Raw genomic sequence first — 24,548 nt, 5'->3', positions numbered from 1 at the left:
GGAAGCGGCGAAGATCCGACCAGGGGATGAGGGGAAGGAACGCCGGATCGTACGCCGGTTGTACCCGAGCCGCGCTATTCGGTCGCGTCCGTCTCCTGCGCCTGCGCCTGTGCCTGTGACTCGGCCGCCGCCCTCTTGAGCGCGGCGTCCCGCTTGCGGACGTACCAGATGCCGATCAGGCCGAGGCCCGCCCCGGCCAGGCAGGTCCACACCCACCAGGCCTGGCCGCGGTCGTCGAACCAGCCGTAGAAGGGGAGCTGGACGAGGAAGAGGACGAACCAGAGGATCGTGCCGCCGGTGATCGTGGCGACGACCGGGCCCTCCAGGGGCTCCGGCGCCTCGTGCTTGAGGGGTCCCGAGAAAAACGCGGCCATGGGGACAGCTTACGAGGCGGTCACATCTACGCGCGGAGATAGCGATCCTGGTTCTTATATGTTCATACTGAAACGGTTTGCGTCTGTCCACTTCTGCTCGTAGGAAAATCCATGTCCACCTCGGCCACCGCCAAGGTCCCCGCCCCCGAACAGCCGGGGAACGCGCCTGCTCAGGGCGCTCTCGACCGTTATTTCAAGATCTCCGAGCGCGGCAGCACGCTGCCCCGGGAGGTCCGCGGCGGTTTCGCCACCTTCTTCGCGATGGCGTACATCATCGTGCTGAACCCGATCATCCTCGGCAGCGCGAAGGACATGTACGGGCATCAGCTGGACAACGGTCAGCTGGTCACCGCCACCTGTGTGACGGCGGCCTTCACCACCCTGCTCATGGGTGTCATCGGCAACGTGCCGATCGCGCTGGCCGCCGGCCTCGGCGTGAACTCGGTGGTCGCGCTCCAGCTCGCCCCCAGGATGTCCTGGCCGGACGCCATGGGCATGGTGGTGCTGGCCGGTCTCGTGGTCATGCTGCTGGTCGCCACCGGTCTGCGCGAGCGCGTCATGAACGCGGTCCCCTTCGGCCTGCGCAAGGCGATCAGCATCGGCATCGGCCTGTTCATCATGCTGATCGGGCTCGTCGACTCCGGCTTCGTCAGCCGTATCCCGGACGCCGCGCACACCACCGTGCCGCTCCAGCTCGGCGGCGACGGTCACCTCACCGGCTGGCCGGTGCTCGTCTTCATCCTGGGCGCCCTGCTGACGCTGGCCCTCATCGTCCGCAAGGTGCCCGGCGCGATCCTGATCTCGATCGTCGCCATGACCTTCCTGGCGCTGATCGTCGACGCGGTCGCGACGATCCCCTCCTGGGGTCTCACCACCCCCGAATGGCCCGGCAACCCCGTCGCCACGCCCGACTTCGGCCTCATCGGCCAGGTCAGCCTGTTCGGCGGCTTCGGCAAGGTCGGCGTGCTGACCGGCGTGCTCTTCGTCTTCACCGTGCTGCTGTCGTGCTTCTTCGACGCGATGGGCACGATCATGGGCGTCAGCGACGAGGCCAAGCTGACCGACGCGCAGGGCCAGATGCCCGGCATCAACAAGGTCCTCTTCGTCGACGGCCTCGCCGTCGCCGCGGGCGGCGCCAGCTCCTCCTCGGCCACCACCGCCTTCGTGGAGTCCACGGCCGGCGTCGGCGAGGGCGCCCGCACCGGCTTCGCGAACCTGGTCACGGGCGGCCTCTTCACCGTGGCGCTGTTCCTCACGCCCGTCGCCACGATGGTTCCGTCCCAGGCGGCCACCCCGGCCCTGCTCGCGGTGGGCTTCCTGATCCTGGCCGGCTCGGTCAAGGAGATCGACTGGGCCGACCCCACCATCGCCGTACCGGCGTTCATCACCATGGTGATGATGCCGTTCACCTACTCGATCACCAACGGCATCGGCATGGGCTTCATCGTCTTCGTCGTGCTGCGGCTGGCGGCGGGCCGCGGCCGGGAGGTCCCCGTGCCGATGTACGTGGTCTCCGCCGTGTTCACGTTCTACTACCTGATGCCGGCCCTCGGCCTCACCTGAGCCGAGCGTCCCGTCATACCGCGGCTCAGGTGAGCCCGTAGAACTTCTCCGTCTCCTCGACGGCGGTCTGGAACCGCTCGTCGAAGTCGTCGCGGATGAGCGTCTGGACGACATAGTCCTGGACGCTCATCCCCCTTTTGGCCGCATGGTCCCGGAGCCGGTCGAGCAGCTCCCCGTCTATCCGCAGGCTGAGCACGCTGGTCCCCATGAGACGAGGGTCGCGGGCCTGTACCGCAGTGCGGTCACTTTCCGCTGCCGACTCACTCGTTCGAGTGATGATGGGGTTTCCGTGGCCGGACTCGCGGGAATCTCGGCGCGTCCCCGCTTGTTTAGCGAGAGTAATGAGTTACGCTAAAGAGATGTCGGACCTAACCCATGGCGACGATGCTGCCGCCGTGAACTCCCTGCGATCAGGCGTGATGCGGTTGTCCCGTCGACTCAAGCACCAACGGGTCGACGAGTCGCTGAGCCCCACCGAGATGTCGGTGCTCGGCACCCTGTCCCTGTGCGGCAGCGCCACCCCGGGCGAGCTCGCCCGCAAGGAACATGTGCAGCCGCCCTCGATGACCCGCATCGTGGCGCTGCTGGAGGCCAAGGGCCTGGTCCGGCTGGAGCCGCACCCCGAGGACCGGCGCCAGAAGGTCGTCACGAAGACCGAGCAGGCCGAGGCCATGCTCGCGGAGAGCCGCGCCAAGCGGAACGCCTTCCTGGCCACCCTGGTCGACGGCCTCGACGAGGACGAGTGGGCGAAACTGCGCGCCGCCGCCCCCGTGCTGGAGAAGCTCGCACACCTGTAGGCAGTTCACGAGGAGGCGAACCCTTTTGAGTACGGGACCCGGAGCAGACTCCGCCCCCGCACCGGCCACCCACGACACCTCCCCAGACTCTCCTGGGGACCCCGGCAAGTCCTCGAAGTCCTCGAAGTCCCCGAAGCCAGCGAAGTCCCCGAAGCTCTCGAAGCCTTCGAACCCCTCGAAGTCCTCGATGTTCAGCTCCTTGAAGGTCAGGAACTACCGCCTGTTCTTCCTCGGCCAGGTCGTCTCCAACATCGGCACCTGGATGCAGCGCATCGCCCAGGACTGGCTGGTCCTCAGCCTCACCGGCTCCGCGACCGCCGTCGGCGTCACGACGGCCCTGCAGTTCCTGCCGATGCTGCTCTTCGGCCTCTACGGCGGCGTCCTCGTCGACCGCCTGCCCAAGCGCCCCACGCTGCTCGTCACCCAGCTGTCGATGGCCCTCACCGGCATCGCGCTCGCCGCGCTCACCCTCTCCGGGCACGTCGAGATCTGGCACGTCTATGTCGCCGCCTTCGCCGTCGGTCTCGCGACCGTCGTCGACAACCCGGCCCGCCAGTCCTTCGTCTCCGAGATGGTCGGCCCGGACCAGCTCCAGAACGCGGTCAGCCTCAACTCCGCGAACTTCCAGTCCGCCCGCCTGGTCGGCCCCGCCGTCGCCGGCCTGATGATCACCGGCGTGGGCACCGGCTGGGCGTTCCTCTTCAACGGCCTGTCCTTCGTCGCCCCCATCGCCGGCCTGCTGCTGATGCGCGCCCGCGAGCTGTACGTCGTCGAGCGCGCCCCGCGCGGCAAGGGCCAGCTGCGGGAGGGGCTCCACTACGTCGCCGGCCGGCCGGATCTGATCTGGACGATCGTCCTCGTCGGGTTCATCGGCACCTTCGGCTTCAACTTCCCCGTCTATCTCTCCGCCTTCGCCGACGACGTCTTCCACGCGGGCGCCGGCTCCTACAGCCTCTTCAACACCCTGATGGCGGTCGGCTCGCTGGCCGGCGCGCTGCTCGCCGCCCGGCGCGGCACGGCCCGGATGCGGGTGATGATCGCGGCGGCGGCAGCCTTCGGCGCGGTGGAGATCGTCGCCGCGTCGGCCCCCTCCCTCTGGCTGTTCGCCCTGCTCATGGTTCCGATCGGCATGTTCGGCATGACGATCAACGTCACCGCCAACACCAGCATCCAGATGGGCACCGACCCGGCGATGCGCGGCCGCGTCATGGCCCTGTACATGATGGTCTTCCTGGGCGGCTCGCCGGTGGGCGCGCCGATCGCGGGCTGGATCACGGACGCGTACGGCGTCCGGGCCGGCCTCGCGGTGGGCGGCGCGATCGCCGCGGGCGCGGCCCTCACCGTCGGCTTGGTCCTGGCCCGCGTCGGCGACCTGCGCCTGTCGTTCGCCTGGAGCCACGGCCACCCCCGCGTGCGCTTCATCCCCCGCAAGCCCCGGGAGAACGAGCCCGGCGAGCACGAACTGGCCCCCGCGGCCTGACGCAGGCCGACCCGGGGGCCGCCCCCGGGTCGGCCGGGCGAGCCGTACGACGGCATCGCCCCCGGGGCCGGCCCTCGCCGTACCGTCCACACCCACCCGGGCAGCCGTCCACGCCCGCCGGGCAGCCGTCCCCACGCCCGCCGGGCAGCCGCCTACACCCGCCGGGCCAGCACCTGTCCCGGCCACTTGTTCTCGCCGAGGGTGTACCCCTCCGTCGGGACGAACCCGTTGGCCTCGTAGTAGGCGACCAGCTTGCCGTCGCCGCCCGCGTAGCAGTCCACCCGGAGGAGGGAGACGCCCGCCCGCCGGGTCTCCTCGGCGGCGTGCACGAGGAGGGCGCTGCCCACGCCGTGGCCCTTGAAGCGACGGTCGGAGGCGAGCCAGTGGATGTACCGCTCGGGTTCGCCGGGCGGCGCGAGGTGGGACAGATAGACGCCGGGCGAGCCGGTGATCGTGAGGGTCGCGGCCGGCACCCCGTCGACCTCGGCGACGAACACCTGGCCCTCCTCCATGTACCGGACGACCGACTCCACCGTCTTCGGGCTCTCCGACAGGGGCTTCGTCCCCCACTGACCGGTGCGCCCCTGTGAGACCAGCCACTCCACACTGCTGTCGAGCATGCCGAGTATCGCGGGGATGTCGTCGGGACCGGCGTCTCTGATGGTGATCTCCATGGGGCCCATAATGCCGGGCATCCGGCCGCGCGAGCCGGGAAAATCATCGGCATGAGACTCTTCGCCGCCGTGCTGCCCCCACAGGACGTCGCCCACGAACTCGCCGTCGAGGTGGAGCAGTTGCGCAGGCTGCCCGGGGCGGACGGGCTGCGCTGGACCGGCCGCCCCGGCTGGCATTTCACCCTCGCCTTCTACGGCGAGGTCGACGACGACGTCGTACCGGAGCTGTCGGCGCGGCTGGAGCGGGCCGCGCACCGGAGTGCGCCGTTCCGGCTGGCGGTGCGGGGCGGGGGACAGTTCGGGCACGGGCGGGCGCTGTGGGCGGGGGCGGCCGGGGAGGTGCCGGCCCTGCGACTGCTGGCCGGCCGGGCGGAGGCGGCGGCGCGCAAGGCGGGCCTGGAGACGGGCGAGCACCGCCGCTACAAGGCCCATCTGACGCTGGCCCGCAGCCGGGACGCGGTGGACGTGACGTCGTACCTCGAGGCGCTGGACGCCTTCGCGGGCCGGGAGTGGACGGTGGGAGAGCTGGTGCTGGTGCGCAGCAACCTGCCGACGTCCGGGGTGCCGGGGGAGCAGCCCCGCTACGAGCCGGTCGGCCGTTGGCCGCTCGGCCGGGCGGGTTAGGCTCGACGCGTGGACCCGAAGACCCGGAACCGGATCATGGCCGGTGCGCTAGTGCTGTTGTTCGTGGTGGTGGCGGTTGCGGCGGCGGTAGGAAAGTAGCCCACCGCCGCCGCACACCCGTGCCCGTGACCTACCAGGCGAAGGCCTCGGGGGACGGCCCCGGGCCCGGGAAGATCTCGTCGAGCCCGGACAGCAGCTCCTCGCTCAGCTCCAGCTCGACCGCGCGCAGGGCGGAGTCGAGCTGCTCGGCGGTGCGCGGGCCCACGATGGGTCCGGTGACGCCGGGCCGGGTCAGCAGCCAGGCCAGGGCCGCCTCGCCGGGTTCGATGCCGTGCTTGTCGAGCAGATCCTCGTACGACTGGATCTGTGCGCGGACGGCCGTGTCGGCGAGGGAGTCGGCCGCCCGGCCGGAGGCGCGCCGGCCGCCCTGGACCTGCTTCTTGATGACCCCGCCGAGCAGACCGCCGTGCAGCGGCGACCAGGGGATCACCCCGAGGCCGTACTCCTGCGCGGCCGGGATGACCTCCATCTCGGCGCGCCGCTCGGCGAGGTTGTAGAGGCACTGCTCGCTGACGAGCCCGATGGTGCCGCCGCGCCGGGCCGCGATCTCGTTGGCCTGGGCGATCTTGTAGCCGGGGAAGTTGCTGGATCCCGCGTAGAGGATCTTCCCCTGCTGCACCAGCACGTCGACGGCCTGCCAGATCTCCTCGAAGGGAGTCGAGCGGTCGATGTGATGGAACTGGTAGACGTCGATGTAGTCGGTCTGCAGCCGCTTGAGGCTGGCGTCGACGGCCCGCCGGATGTTGAGGGCGGAGAGCTTGTCGTGGTTGGGCCAGGCGGCGCCGCCGTCCCCGGTCGGGGCCATGTTGCCGTAGACCTTGGTGGCGAGGACCACCTTGTCGCGGTGGTCGGGGCTCTTGGCGAACCAGTTGCCGATGATGCTTTCGGTACGGCCCTTGTTCTCGCCCCAGCCGTAGACGTTGGCCGTGTCGAAGAAGTTGATGCCCGCGTCCAGTGCCGCGTCCATGATCGCGTGGGAGTCGGCTTCGTCGGTCTGCGGGCCGAAGTTCATGGTGCCGAGGACGAGTCGGCTGACCTTGAGTCCGGTGCGTCCGAGCTGCGTGTACTTCATGGAACCCAAGCCAATGTCCTGGAGTGGGCTCCAGGCAAGGGGGTTCCGGACAGGTCCTAGTCGCGGGGGAAGTCGTCGGTGGTGAGGGTGAGGCCGACCACGGTGTCCGTGAGGTCCACCTCGTCTCCGAAGGCGACCTTCGTCTCGGTCGCGTAGTCGTCGCCCTTGGGGTGGGTGTAGACGTGGCAGCGGCCCTGGTACGGGTCGGCGACGAGGTAGACGGGGACCTCGGCCTTGGCGTAGGCGGCCTTCTTCGGGCCGTAGTCGTTGGCGGCGGTGCCCTTGGAGATGACCTCGGCGACGAACTCGACGTCCTCGTGGCGCCAGCGCCCGTTCTCCGTCTTGGCGGCGCCCTCGGCCATCGCCGTGACGTCGGTCGCGAATCCGTTGAGGTGACCCGGGTAGTCGATACGGACGTCGGACTTCACGCGCTTCCGGGGGTACTTGGTCCGTAGCTGCTCGTAGATGTCCGCGATGATCTCCCAGTGGGTGTCCCGCTGTGGCGACATGAAGACGGTCCCCTCGACGATCTCGACCTTGTATCCCTCGGGGACGGGCATCGTCTCGAGCCGCTCGAACATCTCGTCCAGCGTGCTCGTGTTGTCGCTCTCGGCCATCGCGATCCTGTCTTCAAGGACGGTCATCGTGGCGCTCCTCCCCGGCTGCCCTCCGCACAAGTGCAGCCGCGCGGTACAACGATACGCACGGCGACCAGGTCACGGCGCGAAGCGCATATGTCGGTGGCCTCAGCCCTCGTACGCCTCGTAGACCTCCCCCACCCCCCACGCCTGATGCATCGCGTCCGCGAAGGCCGCCGCGATCTTGTGCTCGCCGGAGGCGTTGGGATGGGTGCCGTCATAGGTGTCGAAGGTGATGTCGTACGACGGCGGGGGCGAGGCGAAGAGGACGGGGGAGCGGGGTTCGTCCAGGTCGGCGACGGCCTTCGCGAGCAGTTCGTTGAAACGGGCGACCTGGGCGGCGAAGGGGGCGTCGGACTCGGCGCGGACGTTCGGGATCACCGGCAGCAGCACCATGCGGATACGCGGGTTGCCCGTGCGCGCGCCGGCCACGAAGCTCCGTACGTTGTCGGCGGTCTGCTCCGCGTCCGTGTAGAAGCCGAGGTCGATCAGGCCGAGGGAGACGAGGAGGACGTCGGCCCGGCACCGGCGTACCGCGTCGCCGATCAGCGGGGCCATGTGCTGCCACCCCTCGCCCCAGCCGGCCAGGTGGGCGCGGGGGAAGTCGGGGTCGGCGTACTCGTACGAGGTCGGCGCGTCCATCGCCTTGTCGTACAGCGTCTCGCGCGGGCCCACGAGGGTGAACGGACCGCCGAAGTTCTCGCGCAGGTGCTGCCACATCCGGTAACGCCATGTGTGTTCGCCGGCGCTTCCGATGGTCATGGAGTCGCCGACGGGCATGAACCTGAGCATCCGCTCATGATGGACGATCGGCCGGACGCGCGGGGTGTGAGGCCGGACACGCCCGCTGAACGGCGGTCAGGGATGGCGGGCTTGTGCGCAAGGGATGGCAGGCTTGTGAGCATGCGCCGACCACCCTTCGTCAGCCGTGCCGCAGTCAGCCGTGCCGCAGTCAGCCGTGCGGGAGCCCTCCTCGCCGGGGTCCTCCTCGTGGGCGCGTTCGCCGTGCCCGCCTCCGCAGCGGACGGGAACGCGGACGGCGACGGCGTCGGCGACAAGGGATTCACCATCGAGGACTCCCGCATCACCGAGTCCAGCGGCCTCGCCGCCTCCCGCCTGCACCCGGGCGTCTACTGGACCCACAACGACAGCGACGACGGCCCCTACCTCTACGCCGTCGACAGCGCGACCGGCAAGACCGTCGCCCGCCTCACCCTCACCGGCATCGGCTCGCCCCGCGACGTCGAGGCGATCTCCATCGGCCCCGACAACCAGATCTACGTCGGCGACATCGGCGACAACCTCGGCGGCAACTGGCCGTACGTGTGGATCTACCGGCTGCCCGAGCCGAAGACGCTGACCGACCAGACCGTGCGCGCCACCCAGTACATCGTGAAGTACTCCGACGGGGCCCGCGACGCCGAGTCGCTGGTCGTGCACCCCAGGACCGGGCGCGTCTACATCATCGACAAGAAGGAGGACGGCGGGCACCTCTACGAGGGCCCGGCCACCCTCTCCGCCTCCGGCGCCAACGTCTTCAAGCCCGTCGCCGCCGTCGACCTCTGGGCCACCGACGCCGCCTTCTCCCCGGACGGCGCCCGACTCGCCGTCCGCGGCTACTTCGGCGGCATCTACTACGACTTCAACGGCGGCGACCTCGAACGCAAGGGCCGGCTCGACGTGCCCCTCCAGCGCCAGGGCGAGTCCGTCAGCTACTCGGCGGATGGCGCCAAGCTCCTGTACGGCACCGAGGGCTCCGGCAGCTCCGTGGTCGCGGAGGACGCGCCCGGGGGCGGAACCGGAGGCGATTCCAAGTCGCCTTCCGGGGGCGGGGGTTCGGGCGCGGCGGCGGACGGGGGCAGCTCCTCGGCCACCGGCGGCGTCAAGCTGGGCGCGCTCGCCTTCGCGGTCCTGTGCGTCGCGGTCTTCGGCTTCGGCCGACTGCTGCGCCGCAAGTCTTGACGTGATGACGGTGGGTCAGTTTCCTGGAGGTGCGCGGGGCGTGGGAGCGCTCCCACCGGGTTCCGGCCCGCGCCCTCCCGAGAGGAAGCAGCGAGATGTTCCGCAGCTTGCGAAGAGCACTGTGCGCTGCCGTGGCGGCGCTGGTCCTGCCGCTGGGGGCGGGCGCGCAGTCGGCGTACGCGGCCGAAGCCACCGTCGATGCCACTGCCACTGCCACTACCACTGTCACTGCCGCTGCTCAGGCGGCTGCCGTTGCTGATGCCGGCGCCGGTTACTGGCACACCAGCGGTCGCCAGATCCTGGACGCGGCCGGGCAGCCGGTCCGCATCGCCGGGATCAACTGGTTCGGCTTCGAGACCGCCAACTACGTGGTCCACGGCCTGTGGTCCCGCGACTACAAGAGCATGATCGACCAGATGAAGTCGCTGGGCTACAACACGATCCGCATCCCCTACAGCGACGACATCTTCAAGAGCACCACCGTCCCCAACAGCATCGACTTCTCCAGCGGCAAGAACGCCGACCTCCAGGGCCTCAACTCCCTCCAGATCCTGGACAAGTTGGTGGCCTACGCCGGTCAGGACGGCCTGCGTGTCATCCTCGACCGGCATCGCCCGGACGCCGGCGGCCAGTCGGCGCTCTGGTACACGGCGGCGGTCCCCGAGTCGACCTGGATCGCCAACCTCAAGTCCCTGGCGGCCCGTTACCAGGGCCAGAGCGCCGTCGTAGGCATCGATCTGCACAACGAGCCCCACGATCCCGCCTGTTGGGGCTGTGGGGACACGGCGACGGACTGGCGGCTGGCCGCGCAGCGGGCGGGCAACGCCGTCCTGTCGGTCAACCCGGACCTGCTGATCTTCGTGGAGGGCGTGCAGAGCTTCAACGGCGTCTCGGGCTGGTGGGGCGGCAACCTGATGGGGGTCGCCCAGTACCCGGTCCAACTGAACGTCGCGAACCGGGTGGTGTACTCCGCCCACGACTACGCCACCAGCGTCGCCCAGCAGAGCTGGTTCAGCGACCCGACCTTCCCCGCCAACATGCCGGGGATCTGGGACAAGTACTGGGGCTACATCTTCAAGCAGAACATCGCGCCGGTGTGGGTGGGCGAGTTCGGCACGACGCTCGCCTCGACCGTCGACCAGAAGTGGCTGGCGGCCCTGGTGAGCTACCTCCGCCCGACCTCGACGTACGGCGCCGACTCCTTCCACTGGACCTTCTGGTCCTGGAACCCCAACTCCGGTGACACGGGCGGCATCCTGAAGGACGACTGGGCGAGCGTGGACACGGTGAAGGACGGCTACCTGACCAGTGTGAAGGCCCCGGGCTTCCCGAGCACGGGCGGCAGCGGAGGCGGGGGAGGCGGTGGCGGCGGGACCACGGCGTCCTGCGCCGCCGCCTACACCGTCAGCAGCGACTGGGGCAGCGGCTTCAACGCCGACGTGAAGGTCACCAACACCGGGACGACGGCCCTGGCCTCCTGGAAGGTCACCTGGACCTGGACCGGCTCGCAGCAGATCACGAACATGTGGAACGCGACGTACACACAGACCGGGTCGAGCGTGACGGCGGTGAACGCGGCGCACAACGGAGCGGTTCCGGCGGGCGGTTCGGCGAGCTTCGGCTTCGGGGGCGCGCCTGGGGGCGGGGGTGTGCCGAGTGTGAGTTGTACGGCGGCGTGAGGGGGTGGGGGGTGTGAGGGGCGCCCGGGGCTTGTCACCGGTCACCGGGTGCCCTTCCTGGCGGCCAGGTCGCCGTCTTCGCGGACAGGTCTTCGCCTTCGCGGACAGGCCTTCATGAATGGGGACGGCCCCGGGAGCGGTATCCGGCTCCCGAGGCCTGTTGTGCCACCCAATTGCGCACACCGGCGGCGTTTAAGAGCCGCGGATCATTCTGAGGTCGACGCGTTCTGCCTTTGAACTACCGTGCCACGGAAGGAAACGAAGAGGTGAAGAGGTGGAGATTAGGGAGAGGCACAGAGGGGACTTGAACCCCTATTCGTCGACGATCGTCCGCGCTCGGTCGATCCGGCGTTCGGTGGCGAATACTGAGACTGGAGCGAGAATCTGAGATTCATGGGGCCGCCTCTGCCATTTGGGCCACCCCGGCCTGTGTGCCGGGGGAGGGATTCGAACCCCCAACTGTCACCCCTGGTTCAGCTTCAACATCAGTTTCAGCTTGCGCTCTTCGCGCACCCCTCGCTCGCACGAGGGGCGATCAGGGGGCTACCGGAACAGGTAGCCGAACACCGCGTCACCCACTCTCTGTTCGGTGACCTCGATGCCGTTGGCCTCCTCGCGGGCGTACTTCACGGCCTGCTGCAGCTTCTCGACCCGGTCGATCAGCTCGTTGACCCTGCGGGCCGGCAGCGCGCCGGAGAACTTGACCGTGGTCCAGTAGCCCACGGGCACGTCCTCGTAGTACACCTCGACCTGGGCCGGGTGCTTCTCCGTGGCCTCGGCCTTCACATGGTTGCGGGGGACCTTCTTCGTACGGATGGTCCGCACCGCCTCCGTCTTCCACCCGTCCGTCGACGGGTCGAACGTCCACGACTCGGAGGCGTCCAGCACCGGCAGCTTGCGCACGAAGGTGTTCAGATCCGTGAGCTGCTTCTCCAGGAACAGGAGATACGGCACCGGGACGGCGGACAGCAGCACGGTGCCGTCGACGACCACGTCGGCGACCGCCGTACGGTTCGCCCAGTCCTTCGCCGCCGTCACGTCGAACAGCCGGGTGAGCGTCGCGGCCGCGGAACGCAGCACGTCCTCCGCCTTGACCTGGACCCGTGTGGACTCCGGCGGCAACTGCTCGCCCTCTTCGTCCTTCGCCTGGTACGTGCGAGAGATCCCGGCAAGCAACGCGGGCTTCTGCACATCGTGATGGGCCTGCGTGAGTTCTTGCAGGGACTTCGACTTGACGCCCTTTTCCACGGCGATGATCTGATTCAGCTTCGGCACGCGAGGAAGCTACCAAGGGGCGGGGCCGGGGGCATCCGTATTTTCACGTACGGCTGCGCCCCGCCGGATCGACCAGCGGGGCGGATGGTGAACGGGTCAGGAGTGCGGGCCCGTTGGGGGCCTTGCCGTGACGGACGGCGATGGCGTCTCCGTGGGCGGCGAACCCGGTGAGGCGCTCGAAAAGCAGTGGAGCGGTGCCGCTGTGCGCCATTACCGTGCTGCCGAACCAAGTCGTCTAGTCAAGGGCGTCCCGTTGTACACCGTGTGAGACCTCCCGAGTGCTGAATCGTCGCGCGTCGCGCCTGTGCGCCGCGCTCCTTTTTGCTGCGGACTTCTCACTGAAACCGGTGTATTTCTGTGCTCGAAAACTGGGTGGTCGCGCCCACCTGCCTGCCGCTCGTTCTCCGTCGTTGCCACGCGTGCGCGTCCGAGCGCTTCCGGGCAAACGGCAAGTTTCGCGTCAACGCACATCACAAGCTCATCGACGCCTGGCTCCTCGCGCTCTGCACCGCTTGCGGGGAAACCACGAAGCTCACGGTTCTGGAGCGGGTGAACGTGCGCTCCGTACGACCCGAGCTGCTGGACCGGCTGCATGACAACGACCCTGGCCTGGCAGCTGAGTTGCTCCAGGATCCGGTCGTGCGGCGTCGTAGTCGCATCGCCCTCGACTGGGACGACGCCTGGCGTCTCGACACCGGCGGATCGGATCATCCGGACCGCGAGGTGATCGACGCCTCGGTCCGCTTCAAAGCGCGGATCCCTGTCCGGCCGGTGCGACTGATCGCTGAAGGGTGCGGCCTCTCACGGGCCGAGGTCGAGAGACTGATCACGGAAGGGAGACTCGTTTCGGCAGTCCGGCTGAGCGGCAGGCTCTCCGGCGACTTCACCTTCACGCTCAAGCGCTGAGCCCTCCTCCCGACCAGGGGCCTGTCCGTCGACACCCGCCGGACAGGCCCTGCGGGTGGCTCCGCCACGCCCGTTCCCGCCCGCGGCACCTCTTCCGGTGTCAGTGGGTGCCGGTAGCTTCTTGGCATCCATGGACGGGAGTTGTCCGCGGATCGCCATCGCACGACGACTGCTCGATTACTGAGGGACGCTCATGGAACCGGTTCGGCACCACGGACGTCCCGCTGCACCGGTTCTCCACCGAGGAGGGACAGGACGGCGACTGGCGTCCCTCCGGTGAACTGCGCATCCTGCTCGACGACGGCCGGGGGACGCCCCTGGAGCGGGTGTCCTGGAGCGACCGGCGCGGGAACGCGGCCTCGGTCGTCCTGACGGCCGCCGTCGCGACGGCGGCCGTTCATGCCGCGCCCGGCGAACTGCGCGACATCACCGACACGGTCGTCGACGTCGAGGCGAGCGGCGAGTTCGCGGCCGGAGGCGAGGTCGCGCGCAATCTGCTCGACAGGTCCCCGAGCAAGTGGCTGGTGCACGAGGACACCGCCGAGCTGGACTTCACCCTTCAGCGCCCGGCTGCCGTGGCGTCGTACAGGCTGACCACCGCCAACGACGCCTCGGGCCACGATCCGCAGGACTGGCACCTCCAGGGCTCGCACGACGGCGGCACGTGGACGACGCTCGACACCCCTACCGGCGAACACTTCACGCGCCGCTTCGAGACGCGGGACTTCCCCTTCGCCAACACCACCTCGTACCGTCACTACCGGCTGCGGATCACCGACAACGCCGGCAGCGGCGAACTCCAGCTCAGCCAGGTCGAGTTCCTCGCCGGCGCCGGCAAGGCTCCCGCACCCGCCGCGTCCGACTTCATCGGCTACTACGGGCCCGGACCCCCGCATCGTAGGCGGAAGCACCCGAACTGGACGGACGGACAAAAAACGCGAAGACGCCCGCCGCGTTGTCGCGTCGGGCGTCCTCACGGTCGTACCGGATACGGAAACCGGATACGGAAACCGGATACGGAAGAACGGATTGCGGGAAGCGGTTACAGCTTCTCGATGACGTAGTCGATGCACTTGGTCAGTGCCTCGACGTCCGTCGGGTCGATCGCCGGGAACATGGCGACGCGGAGCTGGTTGCGGCCGAGCTTGCGGTAGGGCTCGGTGTCGACGATGCCGTTGGCGCGCAGCACCTTGGCGACGGCGGCGGCGTCCACCTCGTCGGTGAAGTCGATCGTGCCGATGACCTGGGAGCGCTTGGCCGGGTCGGTGACGAACGGGTTCGCGTACTTGACGTCCTCGGCCCAGCCGTAGAGCGTGCGCGCGGAGGTGGCCGTGCGGCGCACCGACCAGTCCAGGCCGCCCTGGCCGTTGATCCACTCCAGCTGCTCGTTGAGGAGGAAGAGGGTGGAGAGGGCCGGGGTGTTGTACGTCTGGTTCTTGCGGGAGTTGTCGATCGCCGTGGGCAGCGAGAAGAACTCCGGGATGTGGCGGCCGGACGCGTGGATGCGCTCGACGCGCTCGATCGCGGCCGGGGAGAAGACGCCGATCCACAGTCCGCCTTCGGAGGCGAAGGACTTCTGCGGGGCGAAGTAGTAGACGTCCGTCTCGGCGATGTCGACCGGGAGGCCGCCCGCGCCCGACGTGGCGTCCACCAGGACGAGCGCGCCCTCGTCGGCACCCTGCACGCGCGCGAGGGGAGCCGCGACACCGGTGGAGGTCTCGTTGTGGGTGAACGCGTACACGTCCACGCCCGCCTCGGCGGCCGGCTCGGGGTGCGTGCCCGGGTCGGAGGAGATCACGGTGGGCTCGGCCAGCCACGGGGCGAGCTTGGCGGCCTTCGCGAACTTCGAGCTGAACTCACCGAAGGTGAGGTGCTGCGACTTGTTCTCGATCAGGCCGTGGGTGGCGACGTCCCAGAAGGCGGTGGAGCCGCCGTTGCCGAGGATCACCTCGTACCCGTCGGGGAGCTGGAACAGCTCGGAGATGCCCTCGCGCACCTTGCCGACCAGGTTCTTGACCGGGGCCTGGCGGTGGGAGGTGCCGAGGAGGGAGGTTCCGGTGGCGGCCAGGGCGTCCAGCGCCTCCACCCGCACCTTGGAGGGGCCCGCGCCGAATCGACCGTCGGCGGGCTTGATGTCAGCAGGAATCTGGATCTCAGCCACGAAAGGAGGTTAGCCGGTGGGGGAAACCTGCGTGAAACCTGGTCCGTCGGGTGAGACGGCGTTTTGGTCGCCGTTCTGGTCGCCGTTCCCGGGGCTGCCGCCCCCAGACCCCGCTTCGGCCTTGGACGGGCCTCGTCCTCAAACGCCGGACGGGCTGATTTGCTGGACGCATGTCGGAATCGGAGCTGGAGCTGGCGGGCGAGCTGCGGCGTGCCGTCCGGGGTGACGTGGACTTCGGCGTCATGGCCCGCGCGCTCGTCACCATGGACGCGTCCAACTACCGCCGGGTCCCCCTGGGCGTCGTCGCGCCGCGGGACGCCGACGACGTGGCGGCCGTGCTGGAGGTGTGCCGGGCGCACGGAGTGCCGGTCGTGGCGCGCGGCGGCGGGACGTCGATCGCGGGGCAGGCGACGGGCACGGGCGTGGTGCTGGACTTCACCCGGCATCTGAACCGGCTGGTCGGCCTGGACCCCGAGGCGCGGACCGCCGTCGTCCAGCCCGGCCTCGTCCTCGACCGGCTCCAGGAGGCCGCCGCCCCGCACGGGCTGCGCTTCGGTCCCGACCCCGCCACCCACAGCCGCTGCACGCTCGGCGGGATGATCGGCAACAACTCGTGCGGCTCCCACTCGGTGGCGTGGGGGACGACCGCGGACAGCGTGCGCGAGCTGGCCGTCGTCACCGCGCGCGGGCAGCGGCTGCGGCTGGGCAGGGGGTGGGCGGGAGCCCCGGACGGGCTGCGCGCGCTGGTCGAGGGGGACCTGGCGCGGCTGCGCACCGGATTCCCCGAGCTGCCCCGCCGTATCTCCGGGTATGCGCTGGACGCCCTGCTGCCCGAGAAGGGCGTCGACGTGGCCCGTTCCTTCTGCGGCTCGGAGGGCACGCTGGCCGTGCTGACGGAGGCGGTCGTCGACCTCGTGGAGGCTCCACGCGCGCGTGCGCTCGCGGTCCTGGGGTACGCCGACGAGGCCGCCGCCGCCGAGGCAGCGGCCGGCCTGCTGCCGTACGGGCCGCTGACGGTGGAGGGGATGGCGGCCGATCTGGTGCCGTCGACGGCGGGGCTGCCGCGGGGCGGGGCCTGGCTGTTCGTGGAGACGGGCGGGGAGTCGACGGCGCAGGCACGCGCGCGTGCGGAGGCGATCGTGCGGGCGGCGGACGTCGTGGACGCGATCGTGGTCACGGAGGAGACCGCCCAACGGGCGCTGTGGCGCGTCCGTGAGGACGCGAGCGGTACGGCGACCCGGATGCCGGACGGCTCCGAGGCCTGGCCCGGCTGGGAGGACTGCGCGGTGCCGCCCGTCCGGCTCGGCGCGTATCTGCGGGACTTCCGGGGGCTGCTGTCCGCCCACGGCCTGCGCGGCACCCCTTACGGGCACTTCGGGGACGGCTGCATCCACGTCCGCATCGACTTCGACCTGCTGACGGCGGCGGGCGTCGGCCGTTTCCGCCGCTTCTCCGAGGAGCTCGCCGAGCTGGTCGTCGCCCACGGCGGCTCGCTCTCCGGGGAGCACGGCGACGGCCAGGCCCGCGCCGAACTGCTACCCAAGATGTACGGGGCCGACATGGTCGCCCTCTTCGAGCGGGCCAAGGGCGTCTGGGACCCGGACGACCTGCTCAACCCGGGGATGCTGGTCCGCCCCGCACCCCTCGACGCCGACCTCCGCTTCGCCGTCCTGCCCCGCGAACCCGTCGACGTGGCCTTCGGCTACCCCGGCGACGCCGGCGACTTCTCCGCGGCCGTCCGCCGCTGCGTCGGCGTCGCCAAGTGCCGTACGACGACGGTGACCGGGTCGGCCGTGATGTGCCCGTCGTTTCGCGCGACGGGTCGGGAGGAGCACTCCACGCGCGGGCGTGCCCGCCTGCTGCACGAGATGCTCGCCGGCGAGCTGGTCACCGACGGCTGGCGGTCGACGGAGGTCCGCGACGCCCTCGACCTGTGCCTGTCCTGCAAGGGCTGCCGCTCCGACTGCCCGGTCGAGGTCGACATGGCCACGTACAAGGCGGAGTTCCTCCACCACCACTACGAGGGGCGGCGGCGTCCGGCCGCCCACTACAGCATGGGCCGGCTGCCGGTGTGGCTGCGCTGGGCGAGCCGACTGCGGGCGGCGGCCGTGCTCAACGCGCTGGCCTCCGTCGGCCCGCTGGCCCGCGTCGCCAAGCGGCTGGGCGGCATCGCACCGGAGCGGGGGATTCCGCGGCTCGCGCGGGAGACGTTCAGCGGGTGGTGGCGCGCACGCCCGCCCGTGCACACGGGTGCAGGCAGCGGCAGCGGTGACGGCAGCGGCGACGGCACCAGTGACGGCAGCGGCACCGGTCTCGGCGATCTCGGCGGTCCGGGCGATCTCGGTGGTCCGGGGGATCTCGGTGGTCCGGGGGATCTAGGCGGTCCGGGCGGTCTCGGTGACCTCGTAGTCCTGTGGCCCGACACCTTCACCGAGCACCTCTCCCCGTCCGTCGGTCGGGCCGCCGTACGGGTGCTGGAGGCGGCCGGGCTGCGGGTGGCGCTGCCGCCGACCCTGCGGATGCGCGGGCGGCCGGTGGGGGACGGCCGGTCCCGGTTCCCGGGCGCGCTGCTGACCGCCCGGCGGGGGCGGGTCTGCTGCGGACTGACGTACGTCTCCACCGGTCAGCTCGATCACGCGCGCGCAGTGCTGCGCCGCACCCTCGACCTGATGGAACCGGTGCTGGAGACGGCCGCCCCGGTCGTCGTCCTGGAGCCGAGCTGCGCGGCCGCCCTGCGCACCGATCTGCCCGAGCTGCTGCACGACGACCCGCGTGCGGCCCGCCTCGCCGCCCGCGTCCTGACCTTCGCGGAGGCCCTGGAGCGACACGCCCCCGAATGGACCCCGCCCCGGGTGGACCGTCCGGCGGTCGGGCAGACCCACTGCCACCAGCACGCGGTCCTGGGCGACGGGGCCGAGCGGCGACTGCGCGAGGCCGCGGGGATCGGCGGTGAGTTGAGCGGGGGGTGCTGCGGCCTCGCCGGCAACTTCGGTTTCGAGGAAGGCCACTTCGAGGTGTCGGCGGCCTGCGCGGAGGAACAGTTGCTGCCGGCCGTACGGGACGCCCCGCAGGGGGCGGTGGTCCTGGCGGACGGCTTCTCCTGCCGGACACAGCTGGAGCAGCTGGCCGGGGTGCGGGGGAGCCATCTGGCGGAGGTGCTGGCAGAAGGGCTGGCAGAGGGGGAAGAGGAAGGACCGGGCGGCCGGGGGCGACCTCCTAGGCTGACCGGAACCGATCTTCGAACCCCACCACCCCCGAAACAGCCCTGAACTCCCGAAGGAGCCCCGCGCATGAGCCTGCGTGTCCAGCCGATCACCCGTGACGCGCACCTCGCGTTCGTCGCGGCCCGTCCCTCCGCCAGCCATATGCAGATCCCTTCGTGGGGCGAGGTGAAGCCGGACTGGCGGGCGGAGAGCCTGGGCTGGTTCGACGAGGAGGGGCTGCTGGTCGGCGTGGGGCTGGCGCTGCTGCGGCCGTTGCCGAAGCTGAAGAGGTACCTGGCGTATCTGCCCGAGGGGCCGGTCGTCGACTGGTCCGCGCCCGACCTGGTGGAGCGGTGGCTGGAGCCGATGCTCGCGCATCTGAAGGCGCGGGGCGCGTTCTCGGTGAAGATGGGCCCGCCCGTCGTCGTACGGCGCTGGAGTGCCGACGCCGTCAAGGCGGCCATCGCCGATCCGGACGCCCACCGGCTGCGGGACGCCGAGGCGACCTCGTACGAACCGAGTGCCTTCGAGGTCGCCGACCGGCTGCGGCGGGCCGGCTGGCAGCAGACCGAGCCGGGGGGAGAGGACGGCTTCGCCGCCGGACAACCCCGGTACGTGTTCCAAGTGCCCTTCGCCGGACGGTCGTTGGAGGAGGTGCACCGTAGCCTCAACCAGCAGTGGCGGCGCAACATCAAGAAGGCGGAGAAGGCGGGCGTCAAGGTCGTCCGGGGCGGCCACGAGGACCTGCCGGCGTTCTACACGCTCTACACCGAGACGGCCGAGCGCGACCGCTTCATCCCGCGCCCGCTCCCCTACTTCCAGCGCATGTGGACCGCGCTGAACGCCGAACACCCCGACCGTATGCGCCTCTACCTCGCCCACCACGACGGCGACGTCCTCGCCGCGGCCACCATGCTGACCGTCGGCGAACACGTCTGGTACTCCTACGGGGCCTCCACCGGTCACAAGCGCGAGGTCCAGCCCAACAACGCGATGCAGTGGCGCATGATGTGCGACGCCCACGAACTCGGGGCCGCCGTCTACGACCTGCGGGGCATCACCGACACCCTGGAGGACTCCAACCACCTGCTCGGTCTGCTCCGCTTCAAGGTGGGCACGGGCGGGCAGGCCGTGGAGTACCTCGGCGAGTGGGACTTCCCCCTCAACAAGGTTCTGCACAGGGCACTCGACCTTTACATGGCGCGCAGATAGCTCACCCATAGCTCCCTGGAGCAACTCCCAGGTTCTCCAAGGGTATTCACAGTGGAGCTTTGCTGATTTTGCCTTTTCCGAAGATGAGAAGCGTGTAAGTTTCTGGGTGTCGGGAGCCGGACGCGGAATCCCGAACGATGAACGACAGAACAGCGCAATCTCCCCTTAGGAGTCGCAATGAGCTTCAAGAAGCTTGCCCCGCTGCCCCCCAAGCCCAAGTCGAAGCAGCTCCCGCCGCCGCCGAAGCCCAAGCCGAAGAAGCGCCAGCCGCAGCCGCCGGTGCCCGGCAGGGACAACTGAGCCCAGGCTGAAAAGGGGCCGATGGTGGACACCGTCGGCCCCTTTCCTTTTCCGGGAAATTCTTGGAGTCGTTGGAGTCATTGGAGTTCTTGGAAGTACTTGGACGTGCCTGGAAGTACTTGACGGGAATGGGGTTTGTGCAGTGGGTGAGAAAGTCGAATATGACGACTCTGAATACGATGAGTCCGAGTACGGTGACTCCGAGTACGGCACCCCCACCATTCCCGCCCGCACCGCGTTCCGCAGATTCTGGCCGCTGACGAAGGGCCTGCGGAAGTGGCTGGTGATCGTCTGGGTGTGCACGATCCTCGCCGCGCTCGCCGAGACCGAGGCCATCCTGCTCTTCGGCGAACTCACCGACAACGCCCTGCAGCAGGGCTCGTTGAGCGCGTTCTGGTCGCCGGCGGCGCAGTGGCTGGGCGTCGCCGTAGTCGGCGCGCTCGTCGCCTACGCCGGCAACTCCCTGGCCGCCTGGGCCACCGAACGCTTCGTGATGAGACTGCGCGAGCATGTCTTCGACCACGTACAGCAGTTGCCGCCGCACTTCTTCCAACGCCACCGTCAGGGCGACCTGTTGTCCCGCCTGACCAGTGACGTCGAGGCGATCGAGACCCTGGTCGTGTCAGGGCTGGTCGGCGCGGCCTCGGCCGCCTTCTCCGCACTCTTCTACGCGGCCGCCGCCTTCTGGCTGCGCTGGGACCTGGCCGCCGCCACCTTCGTCCTGGCCCCCCTGTTCTGGCTGGCCGCCCGCCGCTTCTCCGGCTCCATCAAGGACGTCTCCCGCGAGGGCCGGGTCGCCGACGGCGCGATCACCTCGGTCGTGGAGGAGTCCCTCGGCAACATCGTCCTGACCCAGGCCTACGACCGCCGCGACGCCGAACGCCGACGGCTGCACGAGGAGGCGACCGCCTGGTTCCGGGCCTCCGTCCGCTCCACCCGTCTCAACGAGGCGTACGAGCAGCTGGTGCAGGTCATCGAGACGGTGTGCGTGCTCGCGGTGATCGGCATCGGCGCGTGGGAGATCTCCACCGGCCGGATGACCCTCGGCCAGCTCCTCGCCTTCGCCGCCTTCCTCGGCTACCTCTATCCGCCGATCCAGGGCCTGGCCCAGCTGGGCCTGACCGTCACGGCGGCCACGGCGGGCGCGGAACGGCTGATCGAGATCCTGGACGTCGAGCCCTCGGTCGCCGACCCCCGGCAGGTCTCCGAGCCCGGCCGCCCGGACGGCACGATCGAGGTCAGGGACGTCTCCTTCCGCTACCCGGGCGCGGACAAGGCGGCCCTGGAGAACCTGGCGTTCGCCGTGCACCCCGGCGAGCTGGTGATCGTCACCGGCCCGAGCGGCGCGGGCAAGTCCACCGTCTCCAAGCTGCTGCTGCGCTTCTACGATCCCGACGCGGGCGAAGTGCTCCTGGACGGCGTCCCGTTGCGCGACTTCCCGCTGGCCCGGCTGCGCGAGTACGTGACGCTGCTGCCGCAGGAGACCCTCGTCCTGCACGACACCGTCCGCGCGAACATCGCCTGCGGCCGGCCCGGCGCGAGCGAGCAGGCCATCGAGGACGCGGCCCGCGCGGCCGACGCGCACGACTTCATCCTGAGCCTGCCCGACGGCTACGACACGAAGGTCGACCCCAACTCCGCCCGGCTCTCCGGCGGTCAGCTCCAGCGCCTGGCGATCGCCCGCGCGATCCTGCGTGACGCCCCGGTCCTCGTCCTGGACGAGCCGACGACCGGCCTGGACGCGCTGGCCGCCCGCCGCGTCGTGAAACCCCTGCGCCGCCTGATGTCCGGCCGTACGACCATCATGATCACCCACGACCTCAACCTCGCCCCCGACGCCGACCGCATCCTCGTCGTCGACGGCGGCCGCATCGTCGAGACGGGCCGCCACGGGGAGCTCCTGGCCCGGGGCGGCGCGTACGCCCGTCTGCACCGCTCGCAGAACAACGCGACGATGGACACGGGCGAGCTGCGCCTGCCCCTGTTCGCGGACGTACCCGTCGCTCAGCAGGCGTACGGGCCCGAGTACGGGTCCGAGTACGGGACTGGCTACGGGTCCGAGTACCGGGCCGGCTACGGGTCCGACTACGGGTATCAGTACGGCCCCGAGTACGCCCACCAGGGATCGTCGGCACCCGCGTACGACCCGTACGACCCGTACACCCCCTACGCCCCCGCCTACGCCGCCGCCCCTGCCCCCGCCCCTTACGGGAACGTCCCGACGACTCTCCCTGATGGTCGCCCGCTCTTCCGCGACGAGGTGCCCTGGCCCGGAATCTGAACGTCTCACCGCGCGAGACAGAGGCATAAGCGGTTTACGCACCTGACGTAGTCCATTACCGTGGACTCGACAGTGCACCGCGATGAACATATGAACCTTTGGACCGCCCGTGACCGCCACCACCCCTGCCACCGCCTCCGCTCCCCTCGTCGCCCGCGCCGGCGGCCCGCGCCGCCGGGGTTCTCTCGGCCCCGTGGGGCTGGTGCTCGCGGGCGGCGTCTCGGTGCAGTTCGGCGGCGCGCTGGCGGTGACGCTGATGCCGAGGGCGGGCGCGCTGGGCGTGGTGGCGCTGCGGCTGCTGGTGGCGGCGGTCGTGCTGCTGGTCGTCTGCCGGCCGCGCCTGCGCGGTCACTCGCGCACCGACTGGGGCACGGTGGTCGTCTTCGGGATCACGATGGCCGCGATGAACGGCCTCTTCTATCAGTCGGTGGACCGCATCCCCCTGGGCGCGGCCGTCACCCTGGAGGTCCTCGGCCCCCTCGCCCTGTCGGTCGTCGCCTCGCGCCGCGCCCTCAACCTGGTCTGGGCCGGACTCGCCCTCGCCGGCGTCTTCCTGCTCAGCGGCGGCGGAGGGGGCGGCTTCGGCGGGCTCGACCTCGTGGGCGTGGCGTTCGCGCTGGGCGCGGGGGCGATGTGGGCGGCGTACATCGTCTTCAGTGCCCGTACGGGTCGCCGGTTCCCGCAGGCGGACGGGCTGGCGCTGGCGATGGCGGTGGGCGCGCTGCTGTTCCTGCCGCTGGGGATCGCCGAGGCGGGCACGAAGCTGCTCGACCCGGTGACGCTGGGCCTGGGCGCGGCGGTGGCCGTCCTCTCCTCGGTCCTCCCCTACACCCTCGAACTCCTCGCGCTGCGCCGCCTGCCCGCCTCCACCTTCGCGATCATGATGAGCCTGGAACCGGCGATCGCCGCGACGGCCGGCTTCTTCATCCTCGGCCAGGCCCTCTCCGTCCTGCAGGCGGCCGCCGTCGCACTCGTCATCGCGGCGAGCATGGGGGCGGTGCGGACCCAGGTGGGGCGGGGGAAGAGAGCGGTTCCGGAGGCCTGAGGGAGGCCTCCGGATCCGTCAGGGATGGGTCGGGGAACGCCGGGCGGCGAGGACCTCGCCGAGGCGGTCCAGGAGGAGGAAGAACACGGGCAGGCAGAGCAGCGGGACGCACGCGATCAGCAGGACCGACTGCGTAGGCCGGTCAGTGAAGATCATCCAGGTGTCGAGGACGAACATGGCGACCACGACGACCAGGGTGGCGACGGCCGCCCGGTTCACGGCGGTGCGCCGACGTGCCCCGCGCGTGATGCGCTCCTCCGTCTCGGGCCGGGTCTCGAGCGACATGAGCCCGGCCCCTGCGGCGGTGGCGCGCAGGTCGGCGACCTCGCCGATCGGGTCGTCCAGCTGATGCTCGTCGAGGTGGGGCAGGAGGACCCGGCGTCCGTCCGAGCCGTACAGATACGCCGGCCGGCGCAAGCTGCCCCGCTTGCTCCCCTCGACCCGGATGTCGTAGACGTCGGACCAGGCCCAGGTACGGGTGCGCAGCAGCCCTCGTACGGTGATCCCGGCGGCCGTGACGGACGTACGCGCCCGCCACTGCTCCAGCACCACCCGGCCGCCGATGCTCAGCCAGAGCGCCAGGATCAGCGCGTCCCAGGCCGTCGGCCCGGACAGCGTCGTCGTGCTCAGCACCTTCATGGCGATCACCACCGTCACGGCCGCCAGGGTGACGTACGCCGCCGGCACCGCCCGCCGTCTGCGGTACTCCCGCTCGATCCCGTCGTTCACCGGAACTCCCCCCGTCCTAGGACTCATTCATTGTCAGTGTGCGGTGTCAGCATGCGCCCATGGGAAATATTTACGACTACTTCAGCGCCCCCGACGACGAGGCGGCGCTGGCCGCACAGGAGCGGGGCGGCCCGGAAGAGGCGGGGCTCCCGACCCTCTCCGCCAAGGGGATAGACCCGTGCGTCGAACTCGGCAAGGGCCAGAGCCTGCTCACGGGCCTGGCCTACGACGACGTCGTGAAGCTGCCCCGCTTCGCCGACCTCCTCGGCGATCCGGAGGGGGCGAACGGCATCCTGGTGACCTTGGCCGACGAGCTCCGGGACGCCCTCGCGACGGCGACGCCCGAGCTGTTCCGGCAGGTCGCCGAACCGTGGTCCCGCATCGAGGAGTTCCCGCCCGGCATGTATCCGGAGGACCTCGTCGCGTTCCTGACGGAGCTGGCCGAGATGGCGGTCCGGGCCCGTTCCGAGGGGCACCGCCTGTACTGCGTGATCTTCGTGTGACGGCCGCTGT

Annotated in this window: 23 protein-coding genes; 14 read left to right on the top strand and 9 right to left on the bottom strand. The window is 70.2% G+C overall.

All coding sequences use genetic code 11. The features are described from left to right. Positions 1-74: 74 nt before the first annotated feature. Positions 75-374 (bottom strand): DUF2530 domain-containing protein, encoded by a 300-nt coding sequence (locus OG562_RS19010; protein ID WP_266399300.1) that lies wholly within the window; start codon positions 372-374, stop codon positions 75-77. A 111-nt stretch (positions 375-485) separates the two neighbouring features. On the opposite strand from OG562_RS19010, the gene OG562_RS19005 reads away from it, so the two are divergent. Beyond that, on the top strand, positions 486-1,937 hold the full coding sequence (locus OG562_RS19005; protein ID WP_266399297.1) for an NCS2 family permease: 1,452 nt from the start codon (positions 486-488) through the stop codon (positions 1,935-1,937). A 25-nt stretch (positions 1,938-1,962) separates the two neighbouring features. Here OG562_RS19005 and OG562_RS19000 read toward each other — a convergent pair whose 3' ends face one another. After that, a complete protein-coding gene (locus OG562_RS19000; RefSeq protein WP_266399294.1) occupies positions 1,963-2,145 on the bottom strand; it encodes a ribbon-helix-helix protein, CopG family in 183 nt (60 codons plus the stop codon). A gap of 151 nt (positions 2,146-2,296) precedes the next feature. Between OG562_RS19000 and OG562_RS18995 the strand changes: the two genes are divergently transcribed. Then, complete coding sequence (locus OG562_RS18995; RefSeq protein ID WP_266399291.1) at positions 2,297-2,734, top strand: MarR family winged helix-turn-helix transcriptional regulator; 438 nt, start codon at positions 2,297-2,299, stop codon at positions 2,732-2,734. Between the two features lie 25 nt (positions 2,735-2,759). Further along, on the top strand, positions 2,760-4,214 hold the full coding sequence (locus tag OG562_RS18990) for an MFS transporter (RefSeq protein WP_266399288.1): 1,455 nt from the start codon (positions 2,760-2,762) through the stop codon (positions 4,212-4,214). A 152-nt stretch (positions 4,215-4,366) separates the two neighbouring features. Here the strand turns inward: OG562_RS18990 and OG562_RS18985 are convergent, their stop codons facing one another. Next, positions 4,367-4,888 (bottom strand): GNAT family N-acetyltransferase, encoded by a 522-nt coding sequence (locus OG562_RS18985; protein WP_266399286.1) that lies wholly within the window; start codon positions 4,886-4,888, stop codon positions 4,367-4,369. 51 nt (positions 4,889-4,939) lie between these two features. On the opposite strand from OG562_RS18985, the gene thpR reads away from it, so the two are divergent. Beyond that, positions 4,940-5,512 carry an RNA 2',3'-cyclic phosphodiesterase gene (thpR, locus tag OG562_RS18980; protein ID WP_266399284.1) on the top strand — a complete coding sequence of 191 codons (573 nt, stop codon included), beginning with the start codon at positions 4,940-4,942 and terminating at the stop codon, positions 5,510-5,512. Positions 5,513-5,642: 130 nt separating this feature from the next. On the opposite strand, the gene OG562_RS18975 is transcribed toward thpR, so the two are convergent. The 3 genes from OG562_RS18975 to OG562_RS18965 all read right to left on the bottom strand — a co-directional run bounded on the left by OG562_RS18975 (position 5,643) and on the right by OG562_RS18965 (position 8,074). Continuing rightward, positions 5,643-6,644: an aldo/keto reductase gene (locus tag OG562_RS18975; protein WP_266399282.1), complete on the bottom strand. Its 1,002-nt coding sequence runs from the start codon at positions 6,642-6,644 to the stop codon at positions 5,643-5,645. A 56-nt stretch (positions 6,645-6,700) separates the two neighbouring features. Continuing rightward, complete coding sequence (locus OG562_RS18970; protein WP_266399279.1) at positions 6,701-7,288, bottom strand: Uma2 family endonuclease; 588 nt, start codon at positions 7,286-7,288, stop codon at positions 6,701-6,703. A gap of 102 nt (positions 7,289-7,390) precedes the next feature. Further along, positions 7,391-8,074: an SGNH/GDSL hydrolase family protein gene (locus tag OG562_RS18965; RefSeq protein ID WP_266399276.1), complete on the bottom strand. Its 684-nt coding sequence runs from the start codon at positions 8,072-8,074 to the stop codon at positions 7,391-7,393. A gap of 111 nt (positions 8,075-8,185) precedes the next feature. On the opposite strand from OG562_RS18965, the gene OG562_RS18960 reads away from it, so the two are divergent. Then, the gene (locus tag OG562_RS18960) at positions 8,186-9,244 is read left to right on the top strand and encodes a WD40 repeat domain-containing protein (protein WP_266399273.1); all 1,059 of its coding nucleotides are present in this window, start codon (positions 8,186-8,188) and stop codon (positions 9,242-9,244) included. 95 nt (positions 9,245-9,339) lie between these two features. Next, positions 9,340-10,923, top strand: a complete 1,584-nt coding sequence (locus tag OG562_RS18955; protein ID WP_266399271.1) for a cellulase family glycosylhydrolase — start codon at positions 9,340-9,342, stop codon at positions 10,921-10,923. A 543-nt stretch (positions 10,924-11,466) separates the two neighbouring features. Here OG562_RS18955 and OG562_RS18950 read toward each other — a convergent pair. After that, positions 11,467-12,198: a hypothetical protein gene (locus OG562_RS18950; RefSeq protein WP_266399268.1), complete on the bottom strand. Its 732-nt coding sequence runs from the start codon at positions 12,196-12,198 to the stop codon at positions 11,467-11,469. Between the two features lie 357 nt (positions 12,199-12,555). Between OG562_RS18950 and OG562_RS18945 the strand changes: the two genes are divergently transcribed. After that, positions 12,556-13,104: a DUF1062 domain-containing protein gene (locus OG562_RS18945; RefSeq protein ID WP_266399265.1), complete on the top strand. Its 549-nt coding sequence runs from the start codon at positions 12,556-12,558 to the stop codon at positions 13,102-13,104. Positions 13,105-13,211: 107 nt separating this feature from the next. Next, positions 13,212-14,168, top strand: a complete 957-nt coding sequence (locus tag OG562_RS18940; RefSeq protein WP_266399262.1) for a discoidin domain-containing protein — start codon at positions 13,212-13,214, stop codon at positions 14,166-14,168. Here OG562_RS18940 and serC read toward each other — a convergent pair. Continuing rightward, complete coding sequence (gene serC, locus OG562_RS18935; RefSeq protein ID WP_266399259.1) at positions 14,147-15,265, bottom strand: phosphoserine transaminase; 1,119 nt, start codon at positions 15,263-15,265, stop codon at positions 14,147-14,149. The two genes, OG562_RS18940 and serC, sit on opposite strands and share 22 nt — an antisense overlap. A 170-nt stretch (positions 15,266-15,435) precedes the next feature. On the opposite strand from serC, the gene OG562_RS18930 reads away from it, so the two are divergent. From OG562_RS18930 to OG562_RS18910, 5 genes are all read left to right on the top strand, one after another. Beyond that, positions 15,436-18,534 carry an FAD-binding and (Fe-S)-binding domain-containing protein gene (locus OG562_RS18930; protein ID WP_266399256.1) on the top strand — a complete coding sequence of 1,033 codons (3,099 nt, stop codon included), beginning with the start codon at positions 15,436-15,438 and terminating at the stop codon, positions 18,532-18,534. 21 nt (positions 18,535-18,555) lie between these two features. Then, complete coding sequence (locus OG562_RS18925; protein ID WP_266399253.1) at positions 18,556-19,680, top strand: peptidoglycan bridge formation glycyltransferase FemA/FemB family protein; 1,125 nt, start codon at positions 18,556-18,558, stop codon at positions 19,678-19,680. A gap of 177 nt (positions 19,681-19,857) precedes the next feature. Then, complete coding sequence (locus OG562_RS18920) at positions 19,858-19,980, top strand: hypothetical protein (RefSeq protein WP_266399250.1); 123 nt, start codon at positions 19,858-19,860, stop codon at positions 19,978-19,980. 142 nt (positions 19,981-20,122) lie between these two features. After that, positions 20,123-22,261: an ABC transporter ATP-binding protein gene (locus OG562_RS18915; RefSeq protein WP_266399247.1), complete on the top strand. Its 2,139-nt coding sequence runs from the start codon at positions 20,123-20,125 to the stop codon at positions 22,259-22,261. A 109-nt stretch (positions 22,262-22,370) separates the two neighbouring features. Further along, positions 22,371-23,306 (top strand): DMT family transporter, encoded by a 936-nt coding sequence (locus tag OG562_RS18910; RefSeq protein WP_266399244.1) that lies wholly within the window; start codon positions 22,371-22,373, stop codon positions 23,304-23,306. Positions 23,307-23,324: 18 nt separating this feature from the next. On the opposite strand, the gene OG562_RS18905 is transcribed toward OG562_RS18910, so the two are convergent. Continuing rightward, on the bottom strand, positions 23,325-24,035 hold the full coding sequence (locus OG562_RS18905; protein WP_266399241.1) for a PH domain-containing protein: 711 nt from the start codon (positions 24,033-24,035) through the stop codon (positions 23,325-23,327). A 59-nt stretch (positions 24,036-24,094) separates the two neighbouring features. Here OG562_RS18905 and OG562_RS18900 point away from each other — a divergent pair, with 59 nt between their 5' ends. Beyond that, complete coding sequence (locus OG562_RS18900) at positions 24,095-24,538, top strand: hypothetical protein (RefSeq protein ID WP_266399238.1); 444 nt, start codon at positions 24,095-24,097, stop codon at positions 24,536-24,538. The last annotated feature ends 10 nt before the right edge of the window (positions 24,539-24,548 follow it).

Source organism: Streptomyces sp. NBC_01275 (assembly GCF_026340655.1).
Taxonomy (GTDB): domain Bacteria; phylum Actinomycetota; class Actinomycetes; order Streptomycetales; family Streptomycetaceae; genus Streptomyces.
The sequence above is the reverse complement of the archived record's forward strand: the minus strand, read 5'-3'. Positions and strand labels throughout refer to the sequence as shown.

What these genes read in the sequence shown, in the direction of transcription:
- OG562_RS19010 (WP_266399300.1), bottom strand. Translation starts at nt 374, where the DNA reads ATGGCCGCGTTTTTCTCGGGACCCCTCAAGCACGAGGCGCCGGAGCCC.
- OG562_RS19005 (WP_266399297.1), top strand. Translation starts at nt 486, where the DNA reads ATGTCCACCTCGGCCACCGCCAAGGTCCCCGCCCCCGAACAGCCGGGG.
- OG562_RS19000 (WP_266399294.1), bottom strand. Translation starts at nt 2,145, where the DNA reads ATGGGGACCAGCGTGCTCAGCCTGCGGATAGACGGGGAGCTGCTCGAC.
- OG562_RS18995 (WP_266399291.1), top strand. Translation starts at nt 2,297, where the DNA reads ATGTCGGACCTAACCCATGGCGACGATGCTGCCGCCGTGAACTCCCTG.
- OG562_RS18985 (WP_266399286.1), bottom strand. Translation starts at nt 4,888, where the DNA reads ATGGAGATCACCATCAGAGACGCCGGTCCCGACGACATCCCCGCGATA.
- thpR (WP_266399284.1), top strand. Translation starts at nt 4,940, where the DNA reads ATGAGACTCTTCGCCGCCGTGCTGCCCCCACAGGACGTCGCCCACGAA.
- OG562_RS18975 (WP_266399282.1), bottom strand. Translation starts at nt 6,644, where the DNA reads ATGAAGTACACGCAGCTCGGACGCACCGGACTCAAGGTCAGCCGACTC.
- OG562_RS18970 (WP_266399279.1), bottom strand. Translation starts at nt 7,288, where the DNA reads ATGACCGTCCTTGAAGACAGGATCGCGATGGCCGAGAGCGACAACACG.
- OG562_RS18965 (WP_266399276.1), bottom strand. Translation starts at nt 8,074, where the DNA reads ATGCTCAGGTTCATGCCCGTCGGCGACTCCATGACCATCGGAAGCGCC.
- OG562_RS18960 (WP_266399273.1), top strand. Translation starts at nt 8,186, where the DNA reads ATGCGCCGACCACCCTTCGTCAGCCGTGCCGCAGTCAGCCGTGCCGCA.
- OG562_RS18955 (WP_266399271.1), top strand. Translation starts at nt 9,340, where the DNA reads ATGTTCCGCAGCTTGCGAAGAGCACTGTGCGCTGCCGTGGCGGCGCTG.
- OG562_RS18930 (WP_266399256.1), top strand. Translation starts at nt 15,436, where the DNA reads ATGTCGGAATCGGAGCTGGAGCTGGCGGGCGAGCTGCGGCGTGCCGTC.
- OG562_RS18925 (WP_266399253.1), top strand. Translation starts at nt 18,556, where the DNA reads ATGAGCCTGCGTGTCCAGCCGATCACCCGTGACGCGCACCTCGCGTTC.
- OG562_RS18920 (WP_266399250.1), top strand. Translation starts at nt 19,858, where the DNA reads ATGAGCTTCAAGAAGCTTGCCCCGCTGCCCCCCAAGCCCAAGTCGAAG.
- OG562_RS18900 (WP_266399238.1), top strand. Translation starts at nt 24,095, where the DNA reads ATGGGAAATATTTACGACTACTTCAGCGCCCCCGACGACGAGGCGGCG.